The organism is Geodermatophilus sp. SYSU D01105 (assembly GCF_054050095.1).
On sequence record NZ_JBJGYR010000003.1, the window covers coordinates 132512 to 153966 of the forward strand.

The 21455-nt window shown below is 75.2% G+C and carries 22 protein-coding genes and 1 tRNA gene; 5 read left to right on the forward strand and 18 right to left on the reverse strand.

Annotation, left to right across the window (positions count from 1 at the left end):
* Positions 1-3 precede the first annotated feature (3 nt).
* Complete coding sequence (locus ACI79I_RS03610) at positions 4-1182, forward strand: ABC transporter ATP-binding protein (RefSeq protein ID WP_456990897.1); 1179 nt, start codon at positions 4-6, stop codon at positions 1180-1182.
* 44 nt (positions 1183-1226) lie between these two features.
* On the opposite strand, the gene ACI79I_RS03615 is transcribed toward ACI79I_RS03610, so the two are convergent.
* From ACI79I_RS03615 to dacB, 10 genes are all read right to left on the reverse strand, one after another.
* Positions 1227-1727, reverse strand: coding sequence for a DUF3180 domain-containing protein (locus tag ACI79I_RS03615; protein WP_456990898.1), 501 nt, complete (start codon positions 1725-1727; stop codon positions 1227-1229).
* 5 nt (positions 1728-1732) lie between these two features.
* Positions 1733-2239: a 2-amino-4-hydroxy-6-hydroxymethyldihydropteridine diphosphokinase gene (gene folK / locus ACI79I_RS03620; protein WP_456990899.1), complete on the reverse strand. Its 507-nt coding sequence runs from the start codon at positions 2237-2239 to the stop codon at positions 1733-1735.
* Entirely contained in the window at positions 2236-2622 is a 387-nt protein-coding gene (folB, locus tag ACI79I_RS03625; RefSeq protein WP_456990900.1) for a dihydroneopterin aldolase, read from the reverse strand. The genes folK and folB overlap by 4 nt, the downstream gene beginning before the upstream one ends.
* Positions 2612-3475, reverse strand: coding sequence for a dihydropteroate synthase (gene folP, locus ACI79I_RS03630; RefSeq protein WP_456990901.1), 864 nt, complete (start codon positions 3473-3475; stop codon positions 2612-2614). Before folP ends, folB begins: the two co-directional genes overlap by 11 nt.
* 102 nt (positions 3476-3577) lie before the next feature.
* On the reverse strand, positions 3578-4201 hold the full coding sequence (gene folE / locus ACI79I_RS03635) for a GTP cyclohydrolase I FolE (protein ID WP_456990902.1): 624 nt from the start codon (positions 4199-4201) through the stop codon (positions 3578-3580).
* Between the two features lie 31 nt (positions 4202-4232).
* On the reverse strand, positions 4233-6224 hold the full coding sequence (gene ftsH, locus ACI79I_RS03640; protein ID WP_456990903.1) for an ATP-dependent zinc metalloprotease FtsH: 1992 nt from the start codon (positions 6222-6224) through the stop codon (positions 4233-4235).
* A gap of 236 nt (positions 6225-6460) precedes the next feature.
* Complete coding sequence (gene hpt / locus ACI79I_RS03645; protein ID WP_456990904.1) at positions 6461-7045, reverse strand: hypoxanthine phosphoribosyltransferase; 585 nt, start codon at positions 7043-7045, stop codon at positions 6461-6463.
* A complete protein-coding gene (gene tilS / locus ACI79I_RS03650; RefSeq protein WP_456990905.1) occupies positions 7042-8079 on the reverse strand; it encodes a tRNA lysidine(34) synthetase TilS in 1038 nt (345 codons plus the stop codon). Before tilS ends, hpt begins: the two co-directional genes overlap by 4 nt.
* Positions 8080-8090: 11 nt before the next feature.
* Positions 8091-9173, reverse strand: a complete 1083-nt coding sequence (locus tag ACI79I_RS03655; protein ID WP_456990906.1) for a zinc-dependent metalloprotease — start codon at positions 9171-9173, stop codon at positions 8091-8093.
* 37 nt (positions 9174-9210) lie between these two features.
* Positions 9211-10641 (reverse strand): D-alanyl-D-alanine carboxypeptidase/D-alanyl-D-alanine endopeptidase, encoded by a 1431-nt coding sequence (gene dacB / locus ACI79I_RS03660; protein ID WP_456990907.1) that lies wholly within the window; start codon positions 10639-10641, stop codon positions 9211-9213.
* Positions 10642-10696: 55 nt separating this feature from the next.
* On the opposite strand from dacB, the gene ACI79I_RS03665 reads away from it, so the two are divergent.
* Positions 10697-11191, forward strand: coding sequence for an inorganic diphosphatase (locus ACI79I_RS03665; RefSeq protein ID WP_456946438.1), 495 nt, complete (start codon positions 10697-10699; stop codon positions 11189-11191).
* 92 nt (positions 11192-11283) lie between these two features.
* Here the strand turns inward: ACI79I_RS03665 and ACI79I_RS03670 are convergent, their stop codons facing one another.
* The 5 genes from ACI79I_RS03670 to tmk form a co-directional block, all read right to left on the reverse strand.
* Positions 11284-12030, reverse strand: coding sequence for an SAM-dependent methyltransferase (locus ACI79I_RS03670; RefSeq protein WP_456990908.1), 747 nt, complete (start codon positions 12028-12030; stop codon positions 11284-11286).
* A gap of 231 nt (positions 12031-12261) precedes the next feature.
* Entirely contained in the window at positions 12262-12801 is a 540-nt protein-coding gene (locus ACI79I_RS03675; protein WP_456990909.1) for a hypothetical protein, read from the reverse strand.
* Between the two features lie 332 nt (positions 12802-13133).
* Positions 13134-13206, reverse strand: a tRNA-Thr gene (locus ACI79I_RS03680).
* A 59-nt stretch (positions 13207-13265) separates the two neighbouring features.
* A complete protein-coding gene (locus ACI79I_RS03685) occupies positions 13266-14423 on the reverse strand; it encodes a DNA polymerase III subunit delta' (protein ID WP_456990910.1) in 1158 nt (385 codons plus the stop codon).
* Entirely contained in the window at positions 14420-15100 is a 681-nt protein-coding gene (gene tmk / locus ACI79I_RS03690; protein WP_456990911.1) for a dTMP kinase, read from the reverse strand. The genes ACI79I_RS03685 and tmk overlap by 4 nt, the downstream gene beginning before the upstream one ends.
* Positions 15101-15216: 116 nt before the next feature.
* Here tmk and ACI79I_RS03695 point away from each other — a divergent pair, with 116 nt between their 5' ends.
* Complete coding sequence (locus ACI79I_RS03695) at positions 15217-16017, forward strand: trans-aconitate 2-methyltransferase (protein ID WP_456990912.1); 801 nt, start codon at positions 15217-15219, stop codon at positions 16015-16017.
* Here ACI79I_RS03695 and ACI79I_RS03700 read toward each other — a convergent pair.
* Entirely contained in the window at positions 16006-16767 is a 762-nt protein-coding gene (locus ACI79I_RS03700; protein ID WP_456990913.1) for a hypothetical protein, read from the reverse strand. The two genes, ACI79I_RS03695 and ACI79I_RS03700, sit on opposite strands and share 12 nt — an antisense overlap.
* Before the next feature lie 242 nt (positions 16768-17009).
* On the opposite strand from ACI79I_RS03700, the gene ACI79I_RS03705 reads away from it, so the two are divergent.
* Entirely contained in the window at positions 17010-17438 is a 429-nt protein-coding gene (locus ACI79I_RS03705) for a hypothetical protein (protein ID WP_456990914.1), read from the forward strand.
* Positions 17435-17776: a winged helix-turn-helix domain-containing protein gene (locus tag ACI79I_RS03710; RefSeq protein WP_456990915.1), complete on the forward strand. Its 342-nt coding sequence runs from the start codon at positions 17435-17437 to the stop codon at positions 17774-17776. The genes ACI79I_RS03705 and ACI79I_RS03710 overlap by 4 nt, the downstream gene beginning before the upstream one ends.
* Here the strand turns inward: ACI79I_RS03710 and ACI79I_RS03715 are convergent.
* Both ACI79I_RS03715 and topA read right to left on the reverse strand, forming a co-directional pair.
* Positions 17763-18527: a class I SAM-dependent methyltransferase gene (locus ACI79I_RS03715; RefSeq protein ID WP_456990916.1), complete on the reverse strand. Its 765-nt coding sequence runs from the start codon at positions 18525-18527 to the stop codon at positions 17763-17765. The genes ACI79I_RS03710 and ACI79I_RS03715 overlap by 14 nt on opposite strands.
* Before the next feature lie 5 nt (positions 18528-18532).
* Positions 18533-21418, reverse strand: coding sequence for a type I DNA topoisomerase (gene topA / locus ACI79I_RS03720; protein ID WP_456990917.1), 2886 nt, complete (start codon positions 21416-21418; stop codon positions 18533-18535).
* Positions 21419-21455: the final 37 nt, after the last annotated feature.

Consider the following 21455-nt stretch of genomic DNA (forward strand, 5'->3'; position numbering starts at 1 on the left):
GTCGTGGACGCTACTGCCGCCACCTCCGCGCCGACCACGGCGGCGCCGGCGGGGTCCGGCGCCGCCCAGGAGATCCGGCTGGAGGGGGTCAGCAAGGTCTTCCCGGACGGCACCGTCGCCGTCGCCGAGCTGGACCTGACGTTCGCCGCCGGGGAGCTGTCGGTCCTGGTGGGACCGTCGGGCTGCGGCAAGACGACGACGATGAAGATGATCAACCGGATCATCGAGCCGACCACCGGCCGCATCCTGCTCGGCGGCGAGGACGTCACCCGCGTGGACGCCGACCGGCTGCGCCGCCGCATCGGGTACGTCATCCAGAGCGTCGGGCTCTTCCCGCACCAGACCGTCCGCACCAACGTGGCGACCGTGCCCCGCCTGCTCGGCTGGGAGCGCGGCCGGATCCGTGCGCGGGTGGACGAGCTGCTCACCACGGTCGGGCTCGACCCCGCCGTCCACGGCGACCGCTACCCCGCCCAGCTGTCGGGCGGCCAGCGGCAGCGGGCCGGCGTGGCCAGGGCGCTGGCCGCCGATCCCGCCGTCCTGCTCATGGACGAGCCGTTCTCGGCCGTCGACCCCGTCGTCCGGGAGCGGCTGCAGGCGGAGTTCCTGCACCTGCAGGAGACGGTGCGCAAGACGATCGTGTTCGTGACGCACGACATCGAGGAGGCCGTGCGGCTCGGCGACCGCATCGCGGTGATGAGCACCGGCGGGCACGTGGAGCAGTTCGCTCCCCCGGCCGAGGTGCTCGGGCGACCGGCCAACGACGTGGTGGCCGACTTCGTCGGCGCCGACCGGGCCCTCACGCGGCTGGCGGTCACCCCCATCGACCCGGCCGGCCTGGAGCAGCCCCCGACGGTGGGCCTCGGCGACGGCCTGGCCGACGCGGGCGCGGCGCTGGACCGGGCGGGTGCCGGCTGGGCGGTGGTGCTCGACGGGTCCGGCCGGCCGGTGGGCTCGCTGCCGACCGCGCGGGCGGCCGGCGCCGGGACGGTCGCCTCCGCCCTCGTCGCCAGTGACACGTCCGTACCGGTGGACGCCTCGCTGCGGACGGCGCTGGCCACGATGCTGCAGTCCGACGCCGGCTGGGTGGCCGTGGTGGACGGCGACCGCTACCTCGGCGTGCTCACCCCCGGCTCGCTGCACGCGGCGCTGCGTCGTTCGGTCGCCGCCGACGCCGGCTGAGGCACGTCGTCGGGGCCACGACCAGGTCCCTGGTCCCGGCGGGCCTAGGTGGCGGGGTCGGCGGGTGGGCGCTCGTCCCCGTCAGGGGAGGGCGGGATGCGGCAGACCGACTCCAGCCACAGGGCGGCGCCGACCAGCGCGCCGGAGCACAGCACCCCGAGGACGCCGGTGACGGTGTCCCCGCCCGCGGCCTGCAGCCGCGACAGGGCCGGGACGACGTAGAGCAGCAGCCCGACCCAGGTGCCGAGGAAGACCGCGCCGACGTAGGCGCTGGCCTGCGCGAGCACCGCCAGCCGGGCCACCAGCATGGGCTCCACCGGCCGCACCGGCGCGTACCCGCGCTCGGCCGGCGGGCGGCGGTCCCGCTGGGCGGCCAGCCGGGCGCGCAGCGTCCGGGCGCCGAGCAGCTCGGCGACGGCGAGCACCCCGATCGGCACCGGCAGCCACCAGCGCAGCTCCGGGAGGGAGCCGTAGGCCGCACGCACCACCAGCCAGACCGCCACCGCCAGCCCGGCGGCCAGGACGGCGAGGTCCCGCCGGGACACCGGCCTCAATGGAGGTGCTCCCAGCGGACCACCGCGGCGACCTCCTCGGGCGGCAGCGCGGCGACCAGGTCGACCACCCGCCCGCAGCCGGGCAGCACCGCCGTGGGGTCGAGCGAGGCCCACGGCACGAGCACGAACGCCCGCTCGTGCGCGCGCGGGTGCGGCAGGGTCAGGTCGGGGTCCTGGGAGAGCACCGGCTGCCCGTCGTCCCCGGTCACCGTGACGACGTCGACGTCGAGGGTGCGCGCTCCCCAGCGGACCTCGCGGGTCCGCCCGGCTGCCCGCTCGAGCTCGTGGGCGCGCGCCAGCCACCCGGCCGCGTCGCGGGGCCCGCGGACCACGACGACCGCGTTCAGGTACGGCGGCTGCTCGACCGGCCCCCACGGCGGGGTCTCGTAGAGCGTGGAGCGCGCCACCAGCACGCCGTCGTCCTTGAGCGCGGTGATCGCGCCGCGGAGTGCGGCGGCCCGGTCGCCGAGGTTGGCGCCGAGGGACAGCACCGCCCGACTCATCCGCGCTCCCTGCGGATGCTCACGGTGACGTCGTCGAAGGGGACGCCGAGGTCGGCCTCGGGCTTGTGCACGGTGATCTCGACGGCCTCCACCAGGGGGTCGGCCAGGCAGACGTCGGCCAGCCGCTGGGCCAGCGTCTCCAGCAGGTCGACCGGCTCCCCGGTCAGGACGGCGTGCAGCGCCTGGGCCAGCTCGGCGTAGTTCACCGTCTTCTCGAGGTCGTCCCCCGCCGCTGCGGGCGCGGTGTCCAGCTCGAGGACGGCGTCGACGCCGAAGGTCTGCCCCCGCTCGCGCTCGAACCCGTAGACCCCGTGGTGGGCGTGCGCGGTGAGGCCGCGGACGGCGATGCGGTCGGGGCGGCGGGGCGGGTGGTCACTGGGCATGCGTCTTCCTCTCCCGGCGAGCGGCCTGCACGGCGGCGACGGTGCGGACGGCGTCGGCCGAGGCCCCCGCGTCGTGCACCCGGACGCCCCAGGCGCCGGCCTCGGCGGCGAGCACGGTCGTGGCCAGCGTGGCGGCGTCCCGCTCCTCCGCGGGGCGCACGGTGCCGTCGGGGGCGGCCAGCAGCCGGCCGAGGAAGGTCTTGCGGGAGGCACCGACGAGCACCGGCAGGCCGAGGGAGATCAGCCGGTCGAGGCCGGCGAGCAGTGCCCAGTTGTGCTCGGCGCGCTTGGCGAAGCCCAGCCCGGGGTCGAGCACCAGCTGCTCGGGCGCCACCCCCGCGGCCACGACGTCCTCCACGCGGGCGGTGAGCTCGGCGCAGACCTCGGTGACGACGTCGCCGTACCGGGCCGCGGCGTACATCTCCCGGCTGTGGCCCCGCCAGTGCATGAGGACCCACGGGACCCCGGCGTCGGCCACCAGCCGGGCCATGCCGGCGTCGGCCAGCCCTCCGCTGACGTCGTTCACCAGCACCGCCCCGGCGTGCAGCGCGGCCTCCGCCACCTCGGCCCGGGTGGTGTCGACGCTGACCCGCACGCCCGCGCCGGTGAGCTCGCGGACCACCGGGAGCACGCGCCGGCACTCCTCGTCGGCGTCGACCCGGTCGGCACCGGGCCGGGTGGACTCACCGCCGACGTCGACGTAGTCGGCGCCCGCCGCGTGCATGGCCAGGCCGTGGGCGATCGCCGACGGGGCGTCGGCGAAGCAGCCGCCGTCGGAGAAGGAGTCGGGCGTGACGTTGAGGACCCCCATGACCACGCAGTGGCCGGGGCGCGGGACGGGAGGGGGGGTCACCGGCCCCTGTCCACGGCTCGGTCCCGGGCTCGCTCCGCTCCTCGGTCGCTGTCCCCCGCAAGAGTGGGGTGCCCCCAGCCCCCGGCGGTGCTCACTGGCCCGTCACCCTCGCACCACGAGGCTCATCGCCTCGCTGCGCGTCGCCGGGTTGTCCCGGAAGATCCCCCGCACGGCGGAGGTCACCGTGGTCGAGCCGGGCTTGCGGATGCCCCGCATGGCCATGCACAGGTGCTCGGCCTCGATGACCACCAGGACGCCGCGCGGCTTGAGGACCTCGGCCAGCGCGTCGGCGATCTGGCTGGTCATCCGCTCCTGCACCTGCGGGCGCCGGGCGTAGACCTCGACCAGCCGCGCGAGCTTGGACAGGCCGGTGACCCTGCCGTCCTCGCCGGGGATGTAGCCGATGTGCGCGACCCCGTGGAAGGGCACCAGGTGGTGCTCGCAGGTCGAGTACATCGGGATGTCCTTGACCAGGACCATCTCGTCGTGGTCCTCGTCGAAGGTCGTGGCGAGGATGTCCGAGGGGTCCTGCCACAGCCCGGCGAAGGTCTCCGCGTAGGAGCGCGCCACCCGCCCCGGGGTGTCCCTCAACCCGGGCCGGTCCGGGTCCTCCCCCACCGCGATCAGCAGCTCACGGACGGCGGCCGCGGCCCGCTCGTGGTCCACCCCGGCGCGCGGCGGCCGCTCCAGCAGCAGGTCGTCGGGCTCGGCCGGGACCTCGCTCACGCACCCTCCTCGCCGGCGCTCGCCTGCTCGCTCACCTCTGCACCGGGGCGCCGACGTCCCCGACCGCGGTGGAGCCCTCCCCGACCCGGCCGTTGCCGTTCTGGGCCGCCCGCTCGGCGGGGGTGAGCACCGGCGGCTGGTCGGACGGGGTGCGCTTGCCGAAGCCGTTGTACGGCGCGAGGGAGGGCCGCTTGGTGACCGGCGCGCAGATGCGGGCCATGTCCTCCTTGGACAGGGTCTCCTTGTCGATCAGCTCGAGGACGAGCTGGTCGAGCACGGGCCGGTACTCCACCAGGATCTCCCAGGCCTCGTCGTGCGCGGCCTCGATCAGCGCGCGGATCTCGGCGTCGATGTCGGCGGCGACGGCCTCGGAGTAGTCCGGGTGCGAGCGCATGTCACGGCCCAGGAACGGCTCGGACTCGTTGCTGCCGTACTTGACCGCGCCCAGCTTCGCGCTCATGCCGTACTGGGTGACCATCGCGCGGGCCAGCGAGGTGGCCTTCTCGATGTCGTTGCCGGCACCCGTGGTGGGCTCGTGGAAGACCAGCTCCTCCGCCGCCCGTCCGCCCAGGGCGTAGGCCAGCGTGTCGATCATCTCCGACCGGGTCTGGGTGTACTTGTCCTCGGTCGGCAGCACCAGCGTGTGCCCCAGCGAACGGCCGCGCGGGAGGATCGTCACCTTGTGCACCGGGTCCAGGTTGGGCAGCGCGTGCGCCACGAGGGCGTGCCCGCCCTCGTGGTAGGCGGTGACCTTCTTCTCCTTCTCGCTCATCGCCCGCGTCTTGCGCTCCGGGCCCGCGATGACGCGGTCGATCGCCTCCTCCAGGACGGGGTCGGTGATCACCGTGCCGTTGTTGCGGGCGGTCAGCAGCGCGCCCTCGTTGAGCACGTTGGCCAGGTCCGCGCCGGTGAAGCCGGGGGTGCGGCGGGCGACGGTCTCGAGGTCGACGTCCGGCGCGAGCGGCTTGCCCTTGGCGTGGACGGCGAGGATGGCCTTGCGGCCCTCCAGGTCGGGCCGGTCGACGGCGATCTGCCGGTCGAAGCGGCCCGGGCGCAGCAGCGCCGGGTCGAGGATGTCGGGCCGGTTGGTGGCAGCGATCATGATGACGCCGCCCTTGACGTCGAAGCCGTCCATCTCGACGAGCATCTGGTTGAGGGTCTGCTCGCGCTCGTCGTGACCGCCGCCCATGCCGGCGCCGCGGTGCCGGCCGACGGCGTCGATCTCGTCGACGAAGATGATCGCCGGGGCGTTCTGCTTGGCCTGCTCGAACAGGTCACGGACGCGGCTGGCCCCGACGCCGACGAACATCTCGACGAAGTCCGAGCCGGAGATGGAGAAGAAGGGGACCCCGGCCTCGCCGGCGACCGCGCGGGCGAGCAGCGTCTTGCCGGTGCCGGGCGGGCCGAACAGCAGCACGCCCTTGGGGATCTTCGCGCCGACGGCCTGGAACTTCACCGGGTTGGCGAGGAAGTCCTTGATCTCGCGCAGCTCCTCGATCGCCTCGTCGGCGCCGGCGACGTCGGCGAACGTCGTCTTCGGGGTGTCCTTGCTGACCACCTTGGCCTTGGACTTGCCGAAGGCCATGACGCCCCGGCCGCCGCCCTGCATGGAGTTGAACAGCCAGAACAGCAGCAGCAGGAGGATCACGAACGGCAGGAAGCTGATCAGCAGGCTGACCAGCACGCTGTCCTGCGTGACGTTGGTGTTGAAGTCGACGCCGTCGCCGTTGCCGTTCAGACCCGAGACCAGGTCGAAGACGTCGTCGGAGGCGCCCAGCGGGTAGGAGGCGGTGACCCTGTCACTGCCCTCGACCGGGTTCTTCAGGTCCAGGTCGAGGGTCTGTTCCTTGTCGTTGATCGTGACCTGGTCGACGTTCCCACTGGTGATCTGCTCGATCGCGGTGCGGGTGCTGACCTCCTCGTAGCCGCCGTTGCCGCGGAACAGCGAGGAGAACGCCAACGCCAGGAGGACGACGAGGACGACCCAGAACCACACGGAGCGGAAGATCTTCTTGCGTTCCATACACCGATGCCGGGCGACCGGGGTCTCCGGCCTGACCCGTCCACCCTCCTGATCGTCCGCCGGGACGCTCCCTGCGACCTGGGCGGGGCACCCCGGCGCTCGGTGCAGCGTCGTTGCGATCGACGGTACACCGGGGAACCTGTGCGACAGCCGTCCGCGAGCCGGGAGCGCCCTGTGGGCGAGCCGGTCTGACACGGCCGCGGTGTCGCCCCGAGGGCGACGTCAGGTGCTCCGCGTCAGGCGTAGACCTCGGGCTTGAGGGTGGCGATGTAGGGCAGGTCGCGGTAGCGCTCGGCGTAGTCCAGGCCGTACCCGACGACGAACTCGTTGGGGATGTCGAAGCCGATGTAACGGACGGGGACGTCGACCTTCACCGCGTCGGGCTTGCGCAGCAGCGCGCACACCTCGAGGGAGGCCGGACGGCGGCTGCCCAGGTTCTTCAGCAGCCAGGACAGGGTCAGCCCCGAGTCGATGATGTCCTCGAGCACCAGCACGTGCAGGTCGCTGATGTCGCGGTCGAGGTCCTTGAGGATCCGGACGACGCCCGAGGAGCTGGTCGAGGAGCCGTACGAGGAGACGGCCATGAACTCCATCTGGGTGGGCAGCCGCAGTGCCCGGGCGAAGTCGCTCATGAACAGCACCGCGCCCTTGAGGACGCCGACCAGCAGGACCTCCTTGCCGGCGTAGTCCTCGGCGATCTGCGCCGCCAGCTCGGCGATCTTGGCCTGGATCTGCTCCTCGCTGAGCAGCACGTGGTCGATGTCGGGGCCGTAGCCGTGGTGGTTGCCGAGCTCTTCGGGATCGCTGCCGGCCTGGGTCACGCCGATGGCTCCTCGAGGGTGTCTGGTACGTCCCCGGGCTGGGGGCCCCGCGCGTCGCCGGGGGGCAGGAACACCAGCCTGCCAGACGCCCGGAGCACCCCCGCACCGCCGGGTAGGTCCACCCGGCCCTGCCCCCGCCACGCGGTGACGAGGGCCTCGACCGCCCGCAGGTGCACCGCCTGCAGGTCGGGCACCCCGGCCACCTGGAGCCAGCGGCGCAGGACCCGCCGGCGCACCGCCGCCGGGAGCGGCGCCAGGGGTCGGGCGGGCAGACCGCCGTCCCCGGCCTCCCCGGCCAGCCGGGTCAGCTCCGCCGCGGCCAGCGCGTCGAGGGCGTCGAGGTCCTCGCGGAGCAGCGCGGCCGTCCGCGCGAGCGCCGGCGCGACGCCCCCGCCCAGGACCTCCTCCATCAGCGGCAGCACCTCGCCGCGCAGCCTGGCCCGGGTGTAGGCGGGGTCGGTGTTCCACGGGTCGTCCCACACCGGCAGCCCCTGGTCGGCGCAGGCCTGCCGGGCCGTCGACCGGCGGACGCCGAGCAGGGGGCGCCACCAGGTCACGCCGTCCTCGGAGCGCTCGGCCACCATGCCCGCCACCGACCGCGGGCCCGACCCGCGTCCCAGCCCCAGCAGCACGGTCTCGGCCTGGTCGTCGAGCGTGTGCCCGAGGGCGATCCGCGCCCCGTGCCGGACCCCCGCGTCGGCCAGCGCGTCGTAGCGGGCCGCCCGCGCCGCGCCCTCGGGCCCGCCGTCGCCGCCGACGGTCACCCGCAGCACGAGGACCGGGTCCAGGCCGAGGCCGCGGAGCAGCTCGGCGGTGGCCTCCGCCCGCGCGGCGGACCCGGGCTGCAGGCCGTGGTCGACGGTGACGCCACCGACCCGGACCGCGGGGGACCGGGACTCGAAGGCGAGCGCGGCGGCCAGCGCCACGGAGTCCGCTCCCCCGCTGCACGCCACCAGGACCGGCTGCGGGGAGCGGCGCAGCCCCTCCCGGACCGCGTGCCGGAGCACCGCGACCGCGCGGGGAGGGCCGGCCACCGGCCCGGTCCTCAGGCCGGGATGGCCGGGCGGCCGTGCACCCGCTCGACCCAGCGCGCCGGGTCGGTGAGCTCCTCGATCCGCGGGAGGTTCTGCGGCCCCGACCACACGCGGTTGAAGCCCTCCATGCCGACGAGGTCGACCACGCCACCGACGAAGTGCCGGCCGTCGGCGTACTGCTTCATCTTCTGCTCCAGGCCCAACAGCCGGCGCAGCACGCGGTCGAGCGGACCGCGGCCCTTGCGCCGCTGGGCGAACCGCTTGCGCAGCGTCTTCACCGACGGGACGACGTCCGGGCCGACGCCGTCCATCACGTACTCGGCGTGGCCCTCGACCAGGCTCATCACCGCGGTGACCCGGTCCAGGACGGCGCGCTGCGCGGGGTCCTGGATGAGCGCCATCAGCCCGCTGTCGTCGCCGTCCCCGCCGCGCACCGCGTCGCCGATGCTGCGCAGCAGGTCGCGGAGGCGCTCCCGCAGCACGTCGGGGTCGAGGTTGGTGGCCTCGACGAACTCGGCGATCTGCGCCTCGAGGTGGTCCTTGAGCCAGGGCACCGCGGTGAACTGCAGCTGGTGGGTCACCTCGTGCAGGCAGACCCACAGCCGGAAGTCGCTGGGGTCGACCCCGAGGCGGCGCTCGGCGTCGACGATGTTCGGCGCGACCAGCAGCAGCCGGCCCCCCGTGCCGAACACCTCGTACTGGCCGAGCACCCGGGAGGACAGGAAGGCGAGGATGCCGCCGGCCTGCACGCCCGTGGCGCGCGAGCCGATGGCGGTGGCCAGCGGGCCGGGGCGGGTCTCCTGCTTGGCGGTCAGCGCGTCGACCAGCGGGTCGAGCAGCGCGGCCATGCCCGAGGTGTTGGCGTCCACCCAGCCGGGGCGGTCGACGACGGCGACCTGGGGCACCGGCCCGCCGGGGACGGGCGTGAGCCCCGTGAGGCCCTCGACGTGGGCCACGGCGGTGGCGGCCGCCTCGTGCAGTTCCGAGACGACGGCCGCGGCCTCCTCGCGGGTGGTCTGCGGCCCCGGGCCGACGAGGCGGCGGGCCGTGCGGCCGGCGAGGTCCCAGTCGACCATCGAGGAAGCGCTGCTCATCGCCTCACGGTACGCGGCGGGAGGACCCCGCCGCCGCTCACTGCGAGCGGCAGCCGCAGCGGGCCAGCGCCGCCGCGACGTCGTCCAGCGCGTCCTCCGCGGCCTGCCCGTCGGCCGGCGCAGCGTCGGCGACGACGGCGAAGACCAGGAGCCGGCCGTCGAGGGTGACCACGGTGCCGGCCAGCCCGTGGACGCCGAGCAGGGTGCCGGTCTTCGCGCGGACGGTGCCCGGCGCGGTCTGCGGGTCGGCGTCGTCGCGGTCGGCGAGGGTGCCGTCGTAGCCGGCGACCGCCAGCCCGGAGACGACGGCCGAGGCGTCGGGCAGGGAACCGTCGGCGGCCCCGGCGAGGAGGTCGGCGAGCAGCGAGACCGGGACGCGGTCCTCCAGCGACAGGCCGCTGCCGTCGGAGAGCTCCACCCCGGTGACGTCGAGACCGGTCTCGGACAGCGCGTCGGTGACCGCCTGCGCCGCCCCGGCGAAGGTGGCCGGCTGGTCCCGGGCGATCGCCACGTGCCGGGCCAGCGTCTCGGCGAGCAGGTTGTCCGACTGGGACAGGGCCTGCTCGACCAGCCGGGCGACCGGCGCCGACCGCACCGACCCCAGCGTCTGCGCGCCGTCGGGGGCCTCGCCCAGCGCGACCGTGGCGCCCGGCACACCGAGGGCGTCGGCCAGCGCGGCCCCGGCGTCGAGGCCCGGCTGGCCGCTGCGCGGGTTCTCCCCGGAGCGGACGCGGGCGCCGTCGACGGCGGTGGCGGTGACCGGGGCGGCGTAGCTGGACGGGGCGTCGTCGGAGCCCCAGCCGGAGGCGGTGAGCGGGCCCTCGAACAGCGAGCTGTCGACCACCACGCGCGTCACCTCGCTCCCCTGGGGGACGGCGGCGCGCACCTGGGCCGCGAGGTCCTCGACGGTGGGCGCCCCCGGGTAGGTCAGGGACGGCGCGGTGCGCGACAGCGTCGGGTCCCCGCCCCCGACCAGCACGACCTCACCGGGGGCGGCGCCGGCCACGACCGTGGTCTCGAGGGTGGCCTCCGGACCGAGGGTCGTCAGCGCCGCGACGGCGGTGAGCAGCTTCGCGGTGGAGGCGGGGGTGGCCGGCTGGTCGGCGTCCCGGTCCAGCAGCACCTCACCGGAGGCGACGTCGACGACCTCCGCGCCGACCCCGGCGCCCAGCGCCGGTGCGGACAGCAGCGGGTCGAGTTCGGCGGTCAGCGCGTCGCCGTCCGGGACGGGGGCCTCGGACCCCAGCGAGGCCAGCACCGGGGCGGCGGCCTCGACGTCGGGGAGGCGGGCCTCGGCGACCCCCGGATCGGCCGGCGCGTCGTCGTCCCCGCGGCCGGGGGCGACGACGAACCAGACGACGGCGGCCACCACGAGCAGCAGCGCGAGGGTGCCCAGGACGAGTCGGCGGCGGAACCGCGAGTACTTCGGCGTGACGGTCGCCGACCCGCTCGACGCGATGGTGCCCACCCCCCGGAACGACCTCCGGCGGTCGCCCGGAGTCCGATCAGCCACACTACGACCCGTGCAGTTCGACGTGACGATCGAGATCCCGAAGGGCCAGCGGAACAAGTACGAGCTGGACCACGCCACCGGACGCATCCGCTTGGACCGGATGCTCTTCACCTCCACCCGGTACCCGGCCGACTACGGGTACATCGAGAACACCCTCGGCCAGGACGACGACCCGCTCGACGCCCTGGTCCTCCTCGAGGAGCCGACCTTCCCCGGCTGCCTCATCACCTGCCGGGCCATCGGCATGTTCCGCATGACCGACGAGAAGGGCGGCGACGACAAGGTCCTCTGCGTGCCGGCGACCGACCCGCGGATGGCGCACCTGACCGACATCGGGGACGTGTCGGAGTTCGACCGCCTGGAGATCCAGCACTTCTTCGAGACCTACAAGGACCTCGAGCCGGGCAAGTCGGTCGAGGGCGCCGAGTGGGTCGGCCGGACCGAGGCGGAGGCGGAGATCAACGCCTCCCTGGAGCGTGCCCAGGACGCGGCTCCCCACCACTGAAGGCCGCTGGTCCCCATCGAGCGGCCGCCGAGCGCACGACGGACGCCGACGGCGGTGCGCCCCTCCCCCGGGGTGCACCGCCGTCGGCGTCCTCAGCGCCGCAGGTCGTGCAGGACCACGGTGAGGAAGCCGAGCTCGCCGCGATAGCCGTGCAGCCACTGCCGGCGGTGCGTGCGGGCCATCTCCAGGGCCGCGTCGCGGTCGCCGTCGGGCGCCTCGCGGAGCGCCCAGCCGGTGAGCGCACCGGTCCAGCACCACTCGTACTCGTCCCACTCCGCCGCGGTGCTGAGGTGGCCGTAGCCGGGCTCGTAGCCCTGGCCGGCGACCTCGGCGGTCAGGCCGGCCAGGTCGGGCAGCTCCCCCGGCTCGGCGCCCAGGCCGGCCAGGGCCTGCGAGCTGGGCCCGCGCTCCCAGAAGCCGTCCCCGAAGAGCGCCTGCCCGCCGGGCCGCAGGTGGTCCCGCACCGCGCTCAGCGTGCCGGCCGGCCCGCCGAAGACGTGGCTGGCCCCGACGCACACGACGACGTCGAACCGGCCGCCGTCGTAGGCCGCCGCATCGCCCTCGACGAGCTCCACCCGGTCGGTCAGGCCGCGCAGCCGCGCCTGCCGCCGCGCCTCGGTGAGCGCGGGCGCGGACAGGTCGACCCCGACCCCGGTGAGCCCGGGCCGGGCCGCCAGCAACGGCAGCAGCCACGCGCCCGAGCCGCAGCCGAGGTCGAGCACGCGGGCGCCCTCGGGCGGCTCGAGCCGGTCCAGCAGCAGGCGGACGCTCTCGTCGGAGAGCGGAGCGGCGATCGGGTGCCAGCGGTGTGCGACCGCGCTGGCCAGGGCTCTGTCCACCCGGGGCATCGTGCTGGCCGGACGGCCTGCGGTCACGCGCATCCGTCTCGGGTCCTCCGCGCGCCGCCCGGACCCGGCCGGTGAGAGTCGCCCACCGGACGGGACCTCACAGGAGCGGACGCGCGGCGACTCGGCCCTCGCGACAGACTGCTCGGCGGCCGGCGCAGCGGGCAGGGGCTGTGCGCTACCACGCCGGGTGGGCGCTGACGGCCGGGACGCTGCGCGTCGCAGTCAGACCGCCTCGACCGACGCCGAGCCGTCCGCCGGGCGCGCCGCCCGGCGGCGGAAGCGGTACAGCACGGCCGCCACGCCTGCCGCGCCGAAGACCACCGCCGTACCGGTGCCGTTGCCGTCGGCCGGCATCTCCGTGGTCTGTGGACACGCCTTGCTGCCGTCCCTGCGCGCGATGACCCGTGACTCGAAGAGCCTCCACTCGATGCTGGCGTAGGACGATGGCACCCGCACCGAGAAGGCACCCTGGTGGGTGCCCGGCGAGAACGTGTCGACCTGCGACCCGTCGAAGCGATCGGGATCGAAGCGGTTGTCGCTGGTGCCCACCTGCGCTCGTTGGGTGACCGACGTCGTGTTGTCGTAACCGAAGACGGCGGTCCACTGACCGTCCTGCACCGGCATCACGCAGGAGACGAGGGCGACCACGGACGGGTCCGTCGCGTTCGCCGTGCTGGGGGTCGCCAGCACGAGGGCCGCGCCCACTCCGGCACTCGCAGTGAGCAGCACCCGGATCGCCGGCCACCGCTGTGTCTCACCCATCACGTCCCTCGGTCCGTCCATGGGGCGGCTGTCCCGCGCCTCGGGTGACGACATCGGCGAGCCGAACGCGGTGGTGTAGCGCCCGCGGCAGACATCCCTCGAACGGGTCGCCGGTCCAGCCCGGCCGGGAGGGCCGGGAGGGGCCGGGAGGACGAGCGCAGGAGACATCGACGCCACCTGCTCCGAGGAGTCGGGCGCCAGGGCGGCCGACGCAGGCCGCGCCCTGGTTCCCGGCGGGAGAGCTCACGGCCCCACCGCTCAGCTCCGCCCGCATGGGTCCGGAGGGACGGGCACGGCCCCGCCCGGAGAGGCCGAGCCGCTGGTCACAGGAGAGCCGCCTGTCGGAATCGAACCGACGACCTTCTCATTACGAGTGAGATGCTCTACCGACTGAGCTAAGGCGGCGGGCGTGCGGCGAACAGCTTACGTGACGGCTCGGCGGTCCCCGCGCCGGGGCGGGTGTGTCACGCCGGCAGTCGCAGCGCCACGGTGAGCGCCTCCACGGCGATCTGCGGCTTCACGTTCTGCTCCAGCGCGACCCGGCAGGCCAGGACGGCGTCGATGCGGCGCAGCGCCCCCTCGGCGCCGATCCGCCGCGCCAGCTCCTCGGCGTCCGCGCGGCGGTCCGGGTGGTTCAGCGGCAGCGACTCGGACCCGGCGGAGTCCAGGACCAGGGCGTCCCGGTAGAGCCCGGCGAGGTCGACCAGCGCGCGGTCCAGGGAGTCCCGGCCGATGCGCGTGGCCCGCGACTTCTGCCGCCGCTCCAGCTCCTTGATCTGGCCGGCGCCCTTGCTCGCGGCGGCGACGCCGGGCCCGCGCGCCCCGACGCCCAGGCTGGCCTTGAGCGCCTCGGTCTCCGCGCCGTTGAGCGCCTCGGTCGCCGCGTCGGTCTCCTCCTGGGCGGCGCCGACGAGGTCGTCCGCGGCGTTGAGGCAGGCCGCGAGGGAGACCAGGGACAGCGGGATGTCGAGCACCGCCTTGCGGACCAGGCGCGCGTCCTCGTCCCGGGCCAGCCGCCGGGCGCGGCCGACGTGGCCTCCCGCGGCGCCGGCGGACCAGGCTGCCAGCGCGGGGTCGACTCCGTCGCGGCGGACCAGCACGTCGGCGATCGCGTCGACCGACGGGGTGCGCAGGCTGACGACGCGGCACCGCGACCGGATGGTCACCGGCACGTCGTCGGGGTGCAGGCTCGGCGCGCACAGCATGACCACGGTCCGCGGGGGCGGCTCCTCGATCATCTTGAGCACCGCGTTGGCCGCCGCCTCGCTCATCCGGTCGGCGTCCTCGACGATGATCATCTGCCACCGGCCCTGCGAGGGTGCCCGCCCGGCCACCCGCACCAGCTCCCGGGCCTCCGCGACGCCGATCGACAGCCCGTCCGGGACGATCACGTTCACGTCGGCGTGCGTGCCGGAGAGCGCGGTGCGGCAGTCGTGGCAGGTGCCGTCGCCGCCGTCCGGGCACTGCAGTGCGGCGGCGAAGGCGCGGGCGGCCACCGAGCGGCCCGAGCCGGGTGGCCCGGTGAAGAGCCACGCGTGGGTCATCGCGGCCGGGTCGGACACCGCGGCGCGCAGCTCCGCCACGGCCGCGGGCTGGCCGATCACCTGGTCCCAGACGCTCACGCCCGCACCCCCAGCAGCGCCGCGACCCGCGACCGGACGGCGGCGGCGAGGTCGTCGACCGCCCCGGTGGCGTCCAGCACGAGGTAGCGGCCGGGGTCGGCGTCGGCCAGCGCGCGGAACGTCGTCCGCACCCGCTGGTGGAAGTCCAGCGACTCGGACTCCAGCCGGTCGGCGACCGCCCGGCCGCGGGCCCGCGCCAGACCGACCTCCGGCGGGAGGTCCAGCAGGACGGTCAGGTCGGGACGCAGGCCCTCGGTCGCCCACCGGGAGAGCGCGCGCACGTCGTCCATCGGGATGGTCCGCCCGGCGCCCTGGTAGGCCAGTGAGCTGTCGATGTAGCGGTCGGTGACCACGACCTCCCCCGCGGCCAGCGCCGGCCGCAGGACGGCGGACGCGTGCTGGGCCCGGTCGGCGGCGTAGAGCAGCGCCTCGGCACGCGGGGACAGCCCGGCGTGGGCGCGGTCGAGGACGATGGCGCGGATGGCCGCGCCGGCCGGCGTCCCGCCCGGTTCGAGGGTCGCCCGCACGGTGCGCCCCTGCGCGGCGAGCCACTGGCACAGCAGCCGCACCTGGGTGGACTTCCCCGCGCCCTCGCCGCCCTCGAAGGCGAGGAAGAGGCCCGGCGCCGACGCGCCGTCGGCCGCGACGGGCAGGGCGGGCGGACCGTCGTCGGACACGGGGATCGCGGGCTCCAGTCGTGCGGGAGGGAGGGGTGCGGCCGCCACGGTACCGGGGCGGGACGACGGTCCCGGGCGTGTCCGGACCCCGCGTCGGAGCCCTAGGGTCGGGGTCCGTGACGAGCACCGGCGCCTGGGACCCGGCGGGCTACCTCCGCTTCTCCGGTGAGCGCGCCCGGCCGTTCGCCGACCTGCTGGCCCGTGTCGGCGCCGCGGACCCGCGCGTGGTCGTCGACCTCGGCTGCGGGGAGGGTGCGCTCACCGCCTCGCTGGCGGAGCGCTGGCCCCGCGCACGGGTCACCGGCGTGGACTCCTCGTCGGAGATGCTCGCTGCGGCCGCGGCGCACGAGGTGCCCGGCCGGGTGCGGTTCGTGCTGGGCGACGTGCGGGACTGGGCACCGGGGGAACCGGTCGACGTCCTGGTGACCAACGCGGTCCTGCACTGGGTGCCCGGCCACGACGAGCTGCTGCGCCGGTGGGCCGGGCACCTGGCGCCGGGGGGATGGCTCGCCCTGCAGGTGCCCGGCAACTGGCGGGCACCGACGCACGCCCTGCTGGCCGGGCTGTGCCGGTCGACGCGCTGGGCGGGCCTGCTCGCCGGTGCGGCGCCGTCCGAGGACGCCGTCCTGGACCCCACCGGCTACCTCGACGTCCTGACCGGTGCCGGGCTGGACGCCGAGGCCTGGGAGACGACCTACCTGCACGTGCTCACCGGTGAGGACCCGGTGCTGCACTGGGTGCGCAGCACGGTGCTCCGGCCGGTGCTCGCCCTGCTCGAGGAGGACGACGCCGCCGAGCTGACCGCCGAGTACGCGGCCGCACTGCGGGAGGCCTACCCCGTCCGGGCCGACGGCAGGACCGTGCTGCCGTTCCGGCGGGTGTTCGCGGTCGGCCGGGCGCCGGCGTCAGCCCACTGAGTTGGCCAGGCAGCCCCGCACCCCGTGGGAGACCCCGCGCTGGAAGGCGTCGGTGCGCTCCTGGGCGCTGCCGTGGACCTCGGTCTGCTCCTGGCCGTTGTCGTCGACGTAGACCGTCCCCCACGGGACGTCGCTGGCGACCGCGGCGAGGGAGTCGACGAACTCCTGGCTGTCCCCGTCCTCCAGTCGCAGGGTGCCGTCGTCGGCGGCGCCCTGCAGCGTCGCTCCGGCCAGGCAGTCGGCCTGCAGCTCGTAGGCCTCCGACACCAGCGCCGGGTCGATGCGGGTGGTGACCGCGTGCGCCCACTCGTGCGCCACGACCAGGTAGACGAAGGCGTCGCCGAGGTCCTGCGAGCGCATCATCAGGTCGATCTCGAAGGCGAGGAAGTCCCCGGCCCCGCAGTACCAGGCGTTCTCGCCCGACAGCCGGACCTCGCCGCAGTACACCTCGTCGACGGGGTCGTCGTAGAGCCCCGGCGCGCGGGAGCCCTGGAGCAGCGACGGTGCGGTGTAGGCGCCGGGGAAGAACTCGTCCCAGTGGGTCTCCCAGTAGGCGTCCACGGTGCTCAGCGCCTGCTCGTAGTCCGCGTCGAAGTCCTCGGCCGGGCCGATCCCCGGCACGGTCACGGCCCGGGCGTCGGCGTCCACGGGCGCCGAGGACCCGGCGGTGTCGGCAGCGGCCGGGGTGGCCACCCCGGCCAGGGCGGCGGTCACGAGTGCGGTCAGCACGTGGCCTGCGCGAGTCGGCATGTCGGACCCTCCGTCGGCGTCCAGCGCAGGCTAGGTGCACGTGCCCGGGCGCCCGCAAGCTCCCGGACGGGACTCGGCGGCCAGAGCCGATCCGGAACTGGCGCGGTCGTGACCGACCGTGGCCGCGTGACCCCGAGCAGTCCGCTCGAACCCGGCAGGCACCCTGGCGGCGACAAGTACTTGACCGCCAGGAAAGTAGTTGCCACGGTCGTCGTCCAGCCGTCCGGCCGAGAGGGAAGCCGATGTCCGTCCCCACGCCCCAGTCCGCCGCCGCCCTCCTCGCCGAGGCCGAGGCCACCGACGCCCGCGTGGCGCGGGCCGCCAGCCCCGCCCCCTCCGCCTTCCTCACCACGCTCGGCTGCGCCAGCGCCGGGTTCTCCCTGGCCCAGGCGGTGGCCGACGGCGACCGCGCGGTGCTCGCCACCGCCCTGGTCTTCGCGCCGGCGGTCCTCGGCGCGGCCCTGGCGCTCCTCGTCGGACTGCAGGCCACCCGGCGCGGCTTCTCGCGCCGGTTCGGCCTGGCGATGGGGGCCTGGGCGGCGGTGCTCGCCGTCGGGCTCGCCGTGGGCCTGACGCCGGGAGCCGACCGCGGCTGGGCGTTCTGGGCGCCGCTGGCGGTCCTCGTCGCGGTCCCCTGCATGGTCGGCGCCTGGCGCGAGCTGCCGCGGTGACCGCGCCGGGCTCCCCCGGTGCGGAGCACCCGCGGCACGGGCTGGACGAGGTCATCCACGCCCCGGTGCGCTTCTCGGTGATGGCGACGCTCGCCTCGGCCGAGGAGGCGGAGTTCGGCTTCGTCCGGGACGGCGTCCAGGTGAGCGACTCACTGCTGTCGAAGACGGTGAGCGCGCTGGAGAAAGCCGGCTACGTCGAGGTGCGCAAGGGGTACGTCGGCAAGCGCCCCCGGACCTGGCTGCGCCTGAGCCGGCGCGGCCGGGAGGCCTTCGGCGCGCACGTGGCCGCGCTGCGGGCGATCGCCGACGGCGCGCTCCCCTCGCTCAGCCGGGAGTGAGGCGGTAGGCGTCGGTGAGGTAGGGCAGCTCGACCAGGTCGCGTCCGCGGGTGTCGGGGTGGGTGTCGAGCACCGCGCGGACCTCCGTCAGGAACTCGGCGCGCCGGCCGTCGTCCATCGTCGCGACGTAGCTGCGGGTGGCGATCCCGTCGACCACCTGCTGCGGCGTGATCCGCTGGACGATGCCGGAGCGGAGGTGCTCCACGCGGGCGCCGAGCTCGCGGGCGAACTCCTCGACGACCCGCTGGTCGGCCTCGTGGTCGCGGGACTCCGCGGCCAGCACCTGCCCGAGCGCGCCCACCCACGGGACCTCCTCGTCCCGGGTGTTCCAGACCAGGCCCACGACGCCGCCGGGGCGCAGCACCCGCCGCATCTCCGCGGCCGCCGGCGCGGGCTGGAACCAGTGCGCTGCCTGACCGGCGACGACGGCGTCGACGGCCGCGTCCGGCAGCGGCACGGCCTCCGCGCCGCCGACGAGCGCCTCGACCTCCGGGTGGCGGGCGCGCAGCTCGGCGAGCATCCCCTCAGCCGGGTCGACGGCGACGACCGCGTGCCCGGCGGCGAGCAGGACGCCGGTGAGCAGACCGGTGCCCGCGCCCAGGTCCACCACGCGGCGCGGCCGCTCGCCGAGGAGGAAGGCGACGACCTCGGCCGGATAGGTCGGGCGCAGCGTCGCGTAGCCGGCCGCGACGGAGCCGAAGGAGCTCCTCCGGGCCTGCCAGGTCGAGGGGTCCAGGTCGCCCGTCGGCACGGGCGTCAGCCGGCCGGGACGGCGTCGTTGCCCGCCGCTGCCTTCTTCGTGGCGCCCTTCTTCGCCGCCGCCCTCGTCGCCGTCGCCTTCTTGGCCGCGGTGGCCTTGGTGGCCGTCGTCTTCTTCGCCGCCGCCTTCTTCTTCGTGGCCTTCTTCGTGCTCGGTCGGGCCCGGCGGTCGGCGAGCAGCTCGGCGGCGCGCTCGAGGGTGATGCTCTCGACGTCGTCGCCCTTGCGCAGGCTGGCGTTGGTCTCGCCGTCGGTCACGTAGGGCCCGAACCGGCCCTCGCGGACGGTGATCGGCCCCTGGCTCACCGGGTCGGGACCCAGTTCCTTCAGCGGCGCCGCGGCGGCCCGGCGTCCCCGCTGCTTGGGCTGGGCGAAGATCGCCAGCGCCTGGTCGAGGGTGACGGTGAACAGCTCGTCCTCGCTGGAGAGCGACCGGGAGTCGGTGCCCTTCTTCAGGTAGGGCCCGTAGCGGCCGTTGAGCGCCTGGATCTCCTCGCCGTCCGGCGCCGCCCCGACCGTGCGCGGCAGGGTCAGCAGCTTGAGGGCGTCGTCGAGGGTCACCGTCTCCGGCGACATCGAGGAGAACAGGCTCGCCGTCCGCGGGGCCTCCTTGCTGCCCTCCGGGACGACCGTCGTGACGTAGGGCCCGTACCGGCCGGCCTTCACCACGACGGGCAGGCCGGACTCCGGGTCGGTCCCGAGCGTCCGGTCGCTGGAGGGGGCGGCGAGCAGCTCCTCGACCTTGTCCTGGGTCAGCTCGTCGGGTGGGAGGTCCTCGGGCAGGCTGACCCGCGGGCCCTCCTCGCCGCCGACCTGCAGGTAGGGGCCGTAGCGGCCGACGCGGACCACCACCGGCTCGCCGTCGGGACCGGTGGCGCGCAGCGGGATGGAGTTGACGCCGCGGGCGTCGATCTCCTCCAGCCGCTGGCCGATCACCTGCTTGAGCCCCCCGGACTTGGCGATCGCCCCGGCGTGCCGGCCCTCGCCGCCGAAGTAGAACTCGGTGAGCCAGTCGACACGGCGCAGGTCGCCGGCCGCGATCTCGTCGAGCTCCTCCTCCAGGCTGGCGGTGAAGTCGTAGTCGACCAGCTGGGCGAAGTGCTGCTCCAGCAGGTTCACCACCGCGAAGGCCACGAACGAGGGGACCAGCGCGGCGCCCTTCTTCCAGACGTACCCGCGGTCCTGGATCGTCTGCATGATCGACGCGTAGGTCGACGGCCGGCCGATGCCGAGCTCCTCGAGCCGGGCGACGAGACTGGGCTCGGTGTAGCGGGACGGCGGGGTGGTGGTGTGCCCCTTGGCCTCCAGCTCCCGGGTGTCGAGCAGCTGGCCGCGCTCCACGCGGGGCAGCCGCCGCTCGGCGTCGTCGCTGCCGTGCTCGTCGTCGCCCGTGGCCCCCTCGTCACGGGACTCCACGTAGGCCCGCAGGAACCCGGGGAAGGTGATGGTCCGGCCGCTGGCGGTGAACTCGACCGCCTCGTCGGTGCTGCTGCGCCCGGCCAGCCGGATGCTGACGGTCTGGCCGACGGCGTCGGCCATCTGCGAGGCGACGGTGCGCTGCCAGATCAGCTCGTAGAGCCGGAACTCGTCGCGGGCGAGCTGCCCGGCGAGCTGACCGGGGGTGCGGAAGCTGTCGCCGGCGGGCCGGATCCCCTCGTGCGCCTCCTGGGCGCCCTTGGCCTTCTTCGCGTAGCGGCGCGGCTCGGCGGGGACGAAGGCGTCGCCGTAGAGCTGGCGCGCCTGGGTGCGGGCGGCGTTGATCGCCTCGTTGGAGAGGTTGGTCGAGTCGGTCCGCATGTAGGTGATGTGGCCGTTCTCGTACAGCCGCTGGGCCACGCGCATGACCTGCGCCGAGGACCAGCCCAGCTTGCGCCCGGCCTCCATCTGCAGGGTCGAGGTGGTGAAGGGCGCGTACGGACGCCGGCGGTAGGGCTTCTCGTCGACCCGGCTGACGGTGACCTGCCGGCCCTCGAGCCGGGCGGCCAGCCCGCGGGCGCCGGCCTCGTCGAGGTGCACGACGTCACCGGTGACCCGCCCGGTCGCGGGGTCGAAGTCGCGGCCGGTCGCGACCCGGCTGTCGTCGACGCTGACCAGCCGGGCGCGCAGGGTGGTCGGCTCGCCCTCGTCGGCACCGGCCCTGCGGTCCGGGACGGCGAAGGTGCCCTCCAGCGACCAGTAGTCGGCGGCGTGGAAGGCCATGCGCTCCCGCTCGCGCTCGACGACGATGCGCGTGGCCACCGACTGGACGCGGCCGGCCGAGAGCTTGGGCAGCACCTTCTTCCACAGCACCGGGCTGACCTCGTAGCCGTAGAGGCGGTCGAGGATCCGGCGGGTCTCCTGGGCGTCGACCAGCGCGGTGTCGAGCTCGCGGGGGTTGGCCACCGCCCGGGCGATCGCCTCGGGGGTGATCTCGTGGAACACCATCCGGCGCACCGGCACCCGCGGCTTGAGGGTGTCGACCAGGTGCCACGCGATGGCCTCGCCCTCGCGGTCCTCATCGGTGGCGAGGTAGACCTCGCTGGCGTCCTTCACCAGCTGCTTGAGCCGGCTGACCTGCTGCTTGCGGTCGGGGCTGACGACGTAGAGCGGCTCGAAGGCGTTGTCGACGTCCACGCCCAGCCGTGCCCAGGAGGCGCCCTTGTGCTCGGCGGGCACGTCGGCGGCGTTGCGCGGGAGGTCCCGGATGTGCCCGACGCTGGCCTCGACGACGTACCCGTTGCCGAGGTAGCCGGCGATCTTCCCGGCCTTGGTCGGGGACTCCACGATGACCAGCGGCCGTCCTCCACCGGCAGCGGCGGTGCGGCGACGGGCAGGGGTGCTCGTGCCGGCGGCCGTCCGGCCGGCGGTCTGGCTGCCGTTGTTCGCGGTCTTCGTGGGGGCCACGGTGCTCCTGTCGGTGCTGCTGGGTGCAGGCGCCGGC